Source organism: Flavonifractor plautii ATCC 29863, assembly GCF_000239295.1.
Taxonomy (GTDB): domain Bacteria; phylum Bacillota; class Clostridia; order Oscillospirales; family Oscillospiraceae; genus Flavonifractor; species Flavonifractor plautii.
This window is the reverse complement of record NZ_JH417820.1, coordinates 22,058-32,210: the sequence shown is the minus strand read 5'-3', so window position 1 is coordinate 32,210 and position 10,153 is coordinate 22,058. Positions and strand designations below refer to the sequence as shown.

The window sequence follows — 10,153 nt, the reverse complement described above, 5'->3', positions numbered from 1 at the left end:
GCGGGCGGCCGCAAGGGCCGCTCCTACAGGGGTGCACAGAATGGTTCCCCCGCGGCGCTGCACCGGGCCCGGCGGAGGCGTAGGGACGGGTGCCCACACCCGCCCGTGAGGCGAGTGGCCCCATGTCCGGCTGGGCCGCATCCACAGAGAGAACCACAGGGCCGCCGCAGGCTTGCGGCGGCCCTTGACTATGTTGACTATGGAGGAGGAAGATTCCCATGCGACTGGACAAATGGCTGAAGGTCTCCCGGCTCATCAAGCGCCGGACGGTGGCCAACGAGGCCTGTGACAACGCCCGGGTCACGGCCAACGGCCGGCCGGTGAAGGCCAGCTACGACGTGAAGGCGGGCGACGTGCTGGAGCTGCGCTTCGGCGAGCGCACCGTAAAGGTGGAGGTGCTGTCGGTGGCCGAGCACGTGGGCAAGGCCGACGCCCCCGCCCTGTATAAAGAACTGCTGTGAGGGCGGACCGCCCCCGCCGCGCTGAGAGCAAAAAACAGCCCTCCCATATATGGGAGGGCTGTTTTTTGTGGCTTACTTGCGGCCGCCGCGGCGGGAGCTGCGGCGCTCCGACTGGCGCAGCTCGGACAGCTTGCTGTCCGAGGCGGCCATGAACTGCTTGAGCCGGTCCTCAAAGCTGGCGGGCTCCGCCGGGGCGGGCTTGCCGCGGAAGCCGCCGCCGGTGTGCCCGCCGGGGCGGCCCATGGGACGGCCCTGACCCGCGGGGCGGGGCGGGGGATCCATAGCCTTTTTGATGGAGAGGTTGATGCGGCCGTTCTCGTCAATGCCGATGACCTTGACCTTGACCTCCTGCCCTTCCTTGAGATGATCCTTCACATCGTTGACATAGGAATAGGCGATCTCAGAGATATGCACCAGACCCGACTTGCCCTCCGGCAAGGAGACGAACGCACCGAACTTTGTGATGCCTGTGACCTTTCCTTCCAGAACCGAACCAACACCAAACTCCATACTGACTGCTAAATCCTCTCTCATAAATTTTCAATCGGTGAAACGGAAGATATACTCGCCCGGCTCTACCAGGCCCAGCTTGCCGCGGGCGATGTCGGCCTGCCGGTCGGGATCATCGCTGTTTTCCACGGCGTCGGACAGGTCGGCGTTGACCTGCTTCTGGGCTGCCACCTGCGCCTCGGCCTCGGCCAGGTCGCTCTGGGCGGTCAGAATCTGCTGGCGCAGGTTCAGCAGCCCGGTGGCGGCGCCGATAAGCAGGGCCAGTACCACCAGCTTGGTCAGGAGGGACGCTTTTTTGGTTTTCACAGGCGGTACCTCCTCCCGACGCGCGGCGGTCCGAGCGGTGTAGCTCATCCATTTCCCTGGATATCAGCCTTATTCTATACCACTTTCGCCGATAATGGAAGGACTTTTTTGCGGTTTTTCCAATTTTTTTACACAGCCTCAGGAGAAACACTACCGGTAGTGTAAGCACACGCCACAAAACCCCAACGAGATCGGCCAGACGGTAGCCCAGTTTGAGGAACCAGCGGCTCAGCAGCCAGAAATAAGCCGCCGCGCCCAGGAGGACGGCCGCCACAATGTAAAGGCGCACTTCGCCGCTGCCGGCGGTGGTGGTGTAGACAAACAGGGCGACGGTGACCACCAGCCAGAACAGCAGGTCCAGCACTCCACCCAGCAGGGGGAGGCGGACGCGCACACGGAGGATGCGGAACGCGTCGTACAGCAGCCCCACCGCCGCCCCCATCACCAGCGCCCCGGCAAAGAAGAGGGCCTGGTCGGTGACGGATACGGTCATTTCAGCGGAAGAGCCGGGCAAACAGGCCGCCCGCCCTGTCCCGCCCGCTGTCCTCGTAGGTGAGGGAGTCGATGGTGCCCTCCACCTTCAAATCCCCGCCGTCCAGGCTCAGCTTCTCGATGTGCAGCTCCTCCCCCCGCACGATGAGGGTGCCCCGGTTGGTGAGCATGACAATGGTGTTCTCGTCAAAGCTCTCCACCTCCTCCACGCCGGAGACTGAGAGCTGTTCGCGCTCCTCCAGAATGATGTGATGGGCCGCCTCCGCCCGCGGACGGTTTTCTTCGTACGGCATGGCTCTCCCCCGCCTTTCCATAGTCTTGTCTCATATATATGGGACAGGTGGGCGGGTTATGCCAGGGCCCTCAGCGGCGGCTGATCCGAAGGGCGGGGGCCAGGCGGCGGCTCAACAGCCAGGCCAGCGCCAGCTTGACTGCGTCGGGCAGGAGGAAGGGGAACACACACCAGCCCAACACGGTGAACATTCCTACCGGCCCGGCGGAGCTGGTGTATACCGCGTAGTACCAGACGGAGCCGAACAGGTAGCACAGGATCTGACCCACGACGGCGGAACCGAGAAAGACGGGGGCGGATTTTCCCAGCCATCGCTCGGCGCCCCACATGGTGAGGGCGGTAAAAAGGAAGCCCACCAGATAGCCGCCCGTGGCACCCAGAAAGGCCCCCAGGCCGCCGTGGAAGCCGGCAAAGACGGGCAGTCCCACGGCCCCCAACAGCAGATAGACGGTCACCGCCAGGGTGCCCAGCCTGCCCCCCAGCAGGCCCAGTGTGAGAAAGACGGCAAAGGTCTGTAGGGTGAAGGGAACGGCGGTGGGGATGGAGATCCAGGAGCAGACGGCGATCAGAGCCGCCAGGATGCCGGTGTAGGCCAGTTCTCTTGTCTTCATGATAGGTGTTCCCTCCTGATTGTAAACTTAAAAATGATTATAGTTTACATTTAATAAAATGTCAACTAAAAAGAGATATAGGTTGACGATTTAGGAGGGGACGGGTACAATAGAGGGCGAAAGGAAGTGGAGCGAATGCTGCGGGACGAGGTGCTGGCGCTGTTAAAGGCCCGGGAGGGGAAGCCCCTGTCGGGGGAGGAGATGAGCCGTGCCCTGGGGGTGAGCCGGGCGGCGGTGTGGAAGGCCATGGAGTCTCTGCGGGACGAGGGGTATGTCATCTCCTCCGCCCCCCGCCGGGGCTACGCCCTGGAGGGCTCGCCGGACCGGCTGTCCGCCGGGGAGCTGGCCGGAGCCCTGGCGGGCCGCCGGGTGGGCCGCGCGCTGGTGTGCCTGGAGACGGTGGACTCCACCAACAACGAGGTCAAGCGCCGGGCCCTGGCCGGGGCCGCCGACGGCCTGGCGGTGGTGGCGGAGCAGCAGACCGGCGGCCGGGGCCGCCGGGGCCGCTCCTTTGTCTCCCCTGCGGGGCAGGGGCTTTATCTGTCGGTTCTCCTCCGCCCCCGGTGCCCTCTGGAGGAGGTGTCGACCCTGACGGCGTGGACGGCGGTGGCGGTGTGCAATGCGGTGGAGCGGGTGTGCGGCGTGCGGCCGGGGATCAAGTGGCCCAACGACGTGATCCTGGACGGGCGGAAGCTGTGCGGCATTCTCACCGAGCTGGAGCTGGAGGCGGAGACTGCCGCCCTGCGCCATGTGGTGGTGGGGGTGGGGATCAACCTCACCCAGACCGCAGCCGACTTCGGGCCGGAGGTGGCCCCGGTGGCCGTCTCCCTGGCCCAGGCTCTGGGACGGGCCCCCCGCCGGGCGGAGATGGCGGCGGCCGTGCTGGCCGCCCTGGACGAGCTGTACGCCGCCTTCCCGGCAGAGCGGGCGGCCTGGCTGGAGCGGTACCGGGCCGACTGTCTCACCCTGGGCCGGACGGTGCGCCTGCTCCGGGCGGGCGGGGAGGAGGAGGCCTTTGCCGAGGCGGTGGACGATGCCTTCGCCCTGGTGGTGCGCCGCGCCGACGGTAGCCGGGAGGCGGTGTCCTCCGGCGAGGTGTCCGTCCGGGGGCTGCTGGGGTATGTGTGATTTCCAAAAGCGCGGGACGTGTCCCGCGCTTTTTGCTTGACAAATCCGCCTGTTCCGCTATAATAAGACAAGTTATGTGTCATGACACATGTAAAGGAGAGACGGAAATATGGGAGCATGCAGCGCATTTCTCAAGCGAAAAAATATTGTCCTCTCGGCAAAGCGGTATGGAGTGGACGCATTGGGAGCCATGGCCCAGGGGCTGTTCTGTTCCCTGCTCATCGGCACCATTCTGGACACGCTGGGCAAGCAGCTCGGCATTGCCTTCCTGGTGACGGTGGGGGGCTACGCCTCCGCCATGAGCGGCTCGGCCATGGCCGTGGCCATCGGCTACGCCCTCCAGGCGCCGCCCCTGGTGCTGTTTTCCCTGGCCACGGTGGGCTATGCCGCCAACGCCCTGGGCAGCGTCACCCTGTCCGGCGGCAAGGGGGCGGGCGGGCCGCTGGCGGTGCTCTTCATCGCCGTCATCGCCGCCGAGCTGGGCAAGGCGGTGTCCAAGGAGACGAAAATCGACATTCTGGTCACACCCCTGGTGACCATCCTGGCCGGAGTGGGACTGTCCGCCCTGCTGGCCCCGGCCATCGGCACCGCGGCCTCCGCTGTGGGGGACGTTGTCAAGTGGGCCACCGTGCTCCAGCCCTTCTGGATGGGGATTCTGGTGTCGGTGGTCATCGGCGTGGCCCTTACTCTGCCCATCTCGTCGGCCGCCATCTGCGCCGCCATCGGCCTGACGGGGCTGGCCGGCGGGGCTGCCGTGGCGGGCTGCTGCGCCAATATGGTGGGCTTTGCGGTACTCTCCTTCCGGGAGAACCGCTGGGGCGGGCTGGTCAGCCAGGGCCTGGGCACCTCCATGCTCCAGATGGGCAACATCGTCCGCAATCCCCGCATCTGGCTGCCTGCGATCCTCACCTCGGCCATCACCGGCCCCCTGGCCACCTGCCTGTTCCGGCTGGAGATGAACGACCCGGCTTCCGCCGTGGCCTCCGGCATGGGCACCTGCGGCATGGTGGGCCCCATCGGGGTGTACGCCGGATGGGTCAACGATGTGGCCACCGGGGCCAAGGCGGCCATCACCTCCCTGGACTGGGTTGGGCTGGCGCTCATCTGCTTTGTCCTCCCTGCGGTGCTCTGCTGGCTGTTCGGCCTCTTCTTCCGGCGCATCGGGTGGATCAAGGAGGGGGATCTGACCCTGGAGTGACAGGGCCCGGCGTATCGCCGCGCGGGCAGCACGCGGCGATACGCCTGTAGGGGCGGCCCTTGTGGCCGCCCGCGGACGGGGAGGAGCCCCGCCCCTGCGATTTCCCGCTGAGGCCGTCGAAAAACGCGTTCGGCAGGCTGCGGCGCGGCTCTTGCCGCGCCGCTTTTTTGCTGTGCAAAGGCGGAGCAAAATTGGCCGTGTGCCCCCTGCCGCGTCCCAGGCGCATGAAGTTTTACGCGGAATTGACAGATCCGGCCCGCCTGTGTTGTTATAGAGGTGAAAGGGGGCGAGGCCATGGACGGGACGCGGGCGGAGGAGCTGGTGGAGCGGTACGCCGACGCCATCCTCCGCATCGGCTACACCTGGCTGGGGGACATGGACGACGCCAAGGACATCTGCCAGACGGTGCTCATCAAGCTGGTAGAGGAGGGCCGTCGCTTCCCCGATTTGGGCCAGGAGCGGGCGTGGGTGGTGCGGCTGAGCGTCAACGCCTGCAAGAACTGGAAAAAGAGCGCCTGGTTCCGCCGCCGGGCGCCGCTGGAGGAGGGCCTGCACCTGGCGGCGGAGGTGCCGGAGCCGGAGGACGGCGCGCTGCTGGCCCTGGAGGCCCGGCGGCCGGCTCCCAGACGGCAAATACCCCTGCGGCGTGTGGCGGCCCTGGCGGCCTGCGCGGGGCTGGTGCTGGGACTGGTAAATTATCAGGCCGTAGCCGCCGGGACAGAGCGGGTGATCCGTTACTTCCTGGGGGTGGGGGCGGCGGAGGAGAACCTCTCCCTGCTGGTGCAGGGGGAGGCACTCCACAAGGAGGACGGGGCGTTCCTCTACCGCATCGGCGGGGCCTATCAGCGGGATGGGATGCTCACTGTGCCGGTGAGTGTTTTTACCAGAGAGGGGGCGCTGGCCGAGGGGGAGGAGCTGCGCTACCGCCTGCTGGTATACGACGCCGACGGGAAGAAGCTGCGGCGGGTGTCCTCTTACTATGACGACGCCAAGGGTGAGATGTCGGCCCCCGTTTTTTTAACAGAGGGGACGACATACCACCCCAGCCGCCTGGATGTCCTTGCCGACTGGATGAGCCGCACCTATTGGGCCCAGGGCTACACGGAGGGCGAAACCGAGATCTATCACATGGAGGTGCCCGACGGGGCGAAGGGGCCCTATACCTTCGACGTGGAGGTGTACTCCAACGACGTCTCCCATCTGGGCTACCAGCCCATGTGGGAGGGGGGCGTCCTGGCCCTGGATACCCCCCAGACTCTGGACGCCGTCTCCGTCAGCCGCACCTTCCGGGAGGGTACCGTCACCGCCCTGGTGGGGGACGACGGGCACAGCGTGGCTTTCTATGGGGAGCTGAGCCCCGCCCTGGCGGCCCGGGAGGAGAAGCTGCAACAGCTATGGGTGCCCATGCTCTATTCTGAGGATGAGGCGGGCCGTGTCCAGCCTGTGCCGGCGATATGGTTCATCGACGAGGCGGGCAACCGCTATCGGGGCTGTTCTATCTGGCACATGCCCGCCGCGTGGGTCACCGATGAGGCGGGCAACCGCTACGAGCGATACCGGGTCTTCCCCGGCCCGGCGGAGGAGTACTGGCCGGAGTTCCGGCTGCTGGAGGAGCCAGAGGGGAAGATTACGGCTATCGAGGTGGAGGCGCTGGTTTTCAACATTCTGCGCACCGACCGGCCGCGGGAGGTGGAGACCCGGTCGTATACATCCACTTATGACCCGCTGAACTGGGTGATCGAGCTGCCCTAGATCACACACCCGCCCGGCGGGGCTCCGGCCCCACCGGGCGGAGCAGCCTTTCACATGATCTTTCCCTCCGAAACGCTTGGCAAAAGCGTTTACCGGCAGACTCACCTGCCGGGAGGGTTCTCCTCTTTTCCGCCATAGACAAAATCCTATGGGCGGCGTATAATATCCCCATACTACATAGATTGGGGAACGGTCATGGACACGAATGCCAACAATAACCGTGAATCCTTCGAGGATCAGCAGGTCATTTTTGTGGATACCCATCTGATTCAGAAGGCGGTGGAGGGACTCCAGCGCGCCCGCGAGGAGTTCCAGACCCTGCTGGAGCAGGCGGAGGGCGGAGACGCCTCCGTCTATTACGACCTTGGCGTGCGCTATACCGAGGGCGACGGGACCGACAAGGACCCGGCCCAGGCGGCCCGCTGGTTTGCCCTGGCCTCGGAGGACGGGGATCTCCGGGCCACCGACCTGCTGGGGCGCTGTTACCAGTCCGGCGCAGGGGTGGAGAAGGACGAGGCCCGGGCGGCGGAGCTCTTTCAGCAGGCGGCGGAGCAGGACTACGCCCCCGCCCAGTGCGACCTGGGCCTGAGCTATGAGAACGGCTCCGGCGTGGAGAAGGACGAGGCCCGGGCGGCGGAGTGCTACCTCCAGGCGGCGGAGCAGGATTACGCCCCGGCCCAGACCAATCTGGCGGTGTGCTACTTCAACGGAATCGGCGTGGACAAGGATGTGGAGTGCGCCCACCAGTGGCTGGAGAAGGCGGCGGAGCAGAAGTTTCCCCGGGCGCTGAACATTCTGGGCGACTGCCACTGGGACGGCACTGGCGTGGAGCAGGACCGGGGGGAGGCAGCCCGGCTCTACCGGCAGGCCGCTGAGCAGGACTATCCCCCCGCCCTGTGCAACCTGGGCCTGTGCTATGAGCACGGGGACGGCGTGGAGCAGGACAAGGCCAAGGCGGTGGAGTGCTACCGGAAGGCGGCGGAGCAGGACTACGCCCCGGCCCAGTGTAATCTGGGCGTGCTCACGCTCCACGGCGTGGGCACCGAGGCCGACCCGGCCGCGGCGGCGGAGTGGTTCCGCCGGGCAGCGGAGCAGAGCTTCGCACGTGCCCAGGATCTGCTGGGCGACTGCTATCTGGACGGCAAGGGCGTGGAGGCCGACCCGGCCCGGGCGGCGGAGCTCTACCGGCAGGCCGCCGACCAGGGCTACGCCCCAGCGCTGTGCGACCTGGGCCTGTGCTACGAGAACGCCAACGGCGTGGCGGAGGACAAGGTCCAGGCGGCGGAGTGCTACCGGAAGGCGGCGGAGCAGGACTACGCCCCCGCCATGTGCAACCTGGCGGTGTGCTATCTCAACGGCATCGGCGTGGAGGAGGACATGGCCCAGGCGGTAGCGTGGTTCCAGAAGGCGGTGGAGGGCGGCTCCGCCCGGGCCAAGAGCATCCTGGGGGACTTCTACCTGGATGGCCGTGGGGTGGAGCAGGACAAGGAGAAGGCCCTCTCCCTCTACCGGGAGTCTGCGGCGGACGGCTACCTGCCCGCCATATGCAGTCTGGGCCTGTGCTATGAGACCGGCGACGGCGTGGCGGAGGACAAGGCCCAGGCGGTGGAGTGGTACACCAGGGCTGCCGAGGGGGGCTATGCCCCGGCCCAGACCAATCTGGCTTACTGCTTTCTCACCGGCATCGGCATGGAGGCGGCGCCGGAGAAGGCCATCCCCTGGCTGGAGAAGGCGGCGGAGCAGGGCCAGGCCCGAGCCCAGAGCCTGCTGGGAGGCTGCTACCGGGACGGCGACGGCGTGGAGGCCGACGCGGCCCAGGCGGCGGAGTGGTATGGAAAGGCCGCCAAACAGAACTATCCCCCTGCTATGTGCAGCCTGGGGCTGGCCTTCGAGCTGGGGGAGGGACTGACCGAGGACCCGGCCAAGGCGGTGTACTGGTACACCAAGGCCGCCGGGGAGGGCTATGCCCCGGCCATGACCAATCTGGCCGTATGCCTGCTCAACGGGACCGGCGCGGAACGGAGCGCGGAGGAGGCCGTAGGCTGGCTGGAAAAGGCGGTAGAGCAGGAGTTCCCGCGGGCCCAGGGGATTCTGGGGGATCTGCTGCTCACCGGCAACGGCGTGCCCGAGGACAAGGCCCGGGCCGTGGAGCTCTACCGGGCCGCCGCCAAGGGCGGCTATGTGCCCGCCATGTGCGACCTGGGGCTGTGCTATGAGAACGGGGATGGCGTGGAAGAGGATCTGCGCCATGCGGTGCTGTGGTACCGCAAGAGCGCCGAGGAGGGCTATGCCCCGGGCCAATGCAACCTGGCGGTGTGCTACCTCAACGGCAACGGAGTGGAGCGGGACGCGGCCGCCGCCGTGCGGTGGCTGGAGAAGGCGGCGGCCCAGGGGAATGCCCGGGCACAGAGCATCCTGGGCGACCTGTGCCGGGACGGGGAGGGCACCGAAATGGATGCGGCGCGGGCCTTCCAGCTCTATACCCAGGCGGCGGAGCAGGGCTATCCCCCCGCCCAGTGCGCCTTGGGCTACTGCTACGAGGTGGGGAGCGGCACGGCGGAGGACAAGACCAAGGCGGTGGAGTGGTACGAAAAGGCCGCGCAGCGGGGCCATGCCACCGCTCAATGTAATCTGGCCTACTGCTACGAGCAGGGCATCGGCGTGGCGGAGGACAAGACCAAGGCCGTGGAGTGGTATGCCAGGGCCGCCGAGCAGGAGCACCCCAGGGCCATGTGCAACCTGGGCCTGTGCTATGAGTACGGCGAGGGTGTGGCGGAGGACAAGACTAAGGCGGCGGAGTGGTATGAGAAGGCCGCCCGGCGGGGGTATGCCCCGGCCCAGTGCAACCTGGGCTTCTTCTATGACCGGGGCGTGGGCGTAGCGGAGGACGCCGCCAAGGCCGTGGAGTGGTACGAGCGGGCGGCGGAGCAGGGCTATCCCCGCGCCCAGTGCAACCTGGGCTACTGCTATGAGAGCGGCAAGGGCGTGAAGGAGGACAAGGCCCGGGCCGTGAAGCTGTACCGCCAGGCCGCCGAACAGGGCAGCTCCGTGGGCCAGTGTAACCTGGGCTACTGCATGCTCAAGGGGATCGGCATACGGCCTGACCCGGCGCAGGCGGTGTATTGGTTCCGAAAGGCCGCCGAAGGCGGCTCCGGCCGGGCCATGTGCCTGCTGGGTGACTGTTACCGGGAGGGCCAGGGCGTGGAGGCCGACGCGGCACAGGCCCGGACGTGCTACCAAAAGGCCATTGACCTGGGCTTCGACGCCAAGGAGGAGCTGGAGGAGCTGGACAAGGCCGCCCCCGCCGGAGCGGCGGAACAGCCGAAGAAAAAGAAGTCCTTCCTGGGCCGGCTGTTTGGAAAATAGGACAAAATCAATCGCGGGCCGCAGGCATTGCCTGCGG

At 66.8% G+C, this 10,153-nt stretch carries 9 protein-coding genes and 1 pseudogene; 5 read left to right on the top strand and 5 right to left on the bottom strand.

The features are described from left to right. The first annotated feature begins 218 nt into the window (after positions 1-218). Complete coding sequence (locus tag HMPREF0372_RS13935; RefSeq protein WP_007493718.1) at positions 219-461, top strand: RNA-binding S4 domain-containing protein; 243 nt, start codon at positions 219-221, stop codon at positions 459-461. A 72-nt stretch (positions 462-533) separates the two neighbouring features. Here the strand turns inward: HMPREF0372_RS13935 and HMPREF0372_RS13930 are convergent, their stop codons facing one another. The 5 genes and pseudogenes from HMPREF0372_RS13930 to HMPREF0372_RS13915 form a co-directional block, all read right to left on the bottom strand. Beyond that, positions 534-971, bottom strand: a complete 438-nt coding sequence (locus HMPREF0372_RS13930) for a S1 RNA-binding domain-containing protein (RefSeq protein ID WP_009257438.1) — start codon at positions 969-971, stop codon at positions 534-536. Positions 972-1,001: 30 nt separating this feature from the next. Beyond that, entirely contained in the window at positions 1,002-1,277 is a 276-nt protein-coding gene (locus HMPREF0372_RS13925; RefSeq protein ID WP_009257439.1) for a septum formation initiator family protein, read from the bottom strand. A 232-nt stretch (positions 1,278-1,509) separates the two neighbouring features. Then, positions 1,510-1,770, bottom strand: a pseudogene (gene yabQ / locus HMPREF0372_RS21360) (spore cortex biosynthesis protein YabQ); the annotation flags it as partial. A 1-nt stretch (position 1,771) separates the two neighbouring features. Further along, positions 1,772-2,062, bottom strand: a complete 291-nt coding sequence (gene yabP / locus HMPREF0372_RS13920) for a sporulation protein YabP (RefSeq protein WP_009257440.1) — start codon at positions 2,060-2,062, stop codon at positions 1,772-1,774. Positions 2,063-2,132: 70 nt separating this feature from the next. Next, positions 2,133-2,672, bottom strand: coding sequence for a biotin transporter BioY (locus HMPREF0372_RS13915; RefSeq protein WP_007493711.1), 540 nt, complete (start codon positions 2,670-2,672; stop codon positions 2,133-2,135). A 135-nt stretch (positions 2,673-2,807) separates the two neighbouring features. On the opposite strand from HMPREF0372_RS13915, the gene HMPREF0372_RS13910 reads away from it, so the two are divergent. From HMPREF0372_RS13910 to HMPREF0372_RS13895, 4 genes are all read left to right on the top strand, one after another. After that, the gene (locus HMPREF0372_RS13910) at positions 2,808-3,800 is read left to right on the top strand and encodes a biotin--[acetyl-CoA-carboxylase] ligase (protein WP_007493709.1); all 993 of its coding nucleotides are present in this window, start codon (positions 2,808-2,810) and stop codon (positions 3,798-3,800) included. A gap of 109 nt (positions 3,801-3,909) precedes the next feature. Then, positions 3,910-4,998, top strand: a complete 1,089-nt coding sequence (locus HMPREF0372_RS13905; RefSeq protein WP_007493707.1) for a PTS transporter subunit IIC — start codon at positions 3,910-3,912, stop codon at positions 4,996-4,998. A 294-nt stretch (positions 4,999-5,292) separates the two neighbouring features. Next, positions 5,293-6,750, top strand: a complete 1,458-nt coding sequence (locus HMPREF0372_RS13900; RefSeq protein WP_007493706.1) for an RNA polymerase sigma factor — start codon at positions 5,293-5,295, stop codon at positions 6,748-6,750. Between the two features lie 195 nt (positions 6,751-6,945). Further along, positions 6,946-10,116 (top strand): SEL1-like repeat protein, encoded by a 3,171-nt coding sequence (locus tag HMPREF0372_RS13895; protein WP_007493704.1) that lies wholly within the window; start codon positions 6,946-6,948, stop codon positions 10,114-10,116. Positions 10,117-10,153: the final 37 nt, after the last annotated feature.

What these genes read in the sequence shown, in the direction of transcription:
- HMPREF0372_RS13930 (WP_009257438.1), bottom strand. Translation starts at nt 971, where the DNA reads ATGGAGTTTGGTGTTGGTTCGGTTCTGGAAGGAAAGGTCACAGGCATC.
- HMPREF0372_RS13915 (WP_007493711.1), bottom strand. Translation starts at nt 2,672, where the DNA reads ATGAAGACAAGAGAACTGGCCTACACCGGCATCCTGGCGGCTCTGATC.
- HMPREF0372_RS13895 (WP_007493704.1), top strand. Translation starts at nt 6,946, where the DNA reads ATGGACACGAATGCCAACAATAACCGTGAATCCTTCGAGGATCAGCAG.
- HMPREF0372_RS13910 (WP_007493709.1), top strand. Translation starts at nt 2,808, where the DNA reads ATGCTGCGGGACGAGGTGCTGGCGCTGTTAAAGGCCCGGGAGGGGAAG.
- HMPREF0372_RS13905 (WP_007493707.1), top strand. Translation starts at nt 3,910, where the DNA reads ATGGGAGCATGCAGCGCATTTCTCAAGCGAAAAAATATTGTCCTCTCG.
- yabP (WP_009257440.1), bottom strand. Translation starts at nt 2,062, where the DNA reads ATGCCGTACGAAGAAAACCGTCCGCGGGCGGAGGCGGCCCATCACATC.
- HMPREF0372_RS13935 (WP_007493718.1), top strand. Translation starts at nt 219, where the DNA reads ATGCGACTGGACAAATGGCTGAAGGTCTCCCGGCTCATCAAGCGCCGG.
- HMPREF0372_RS13900 (WP_007493706.1), top strand. Translation starts at nt 5,293, where the DNA reads ATGGACGGGACGCGGGCGGAGGAGCTGGTGGAGCGGTACGCCGACGCC.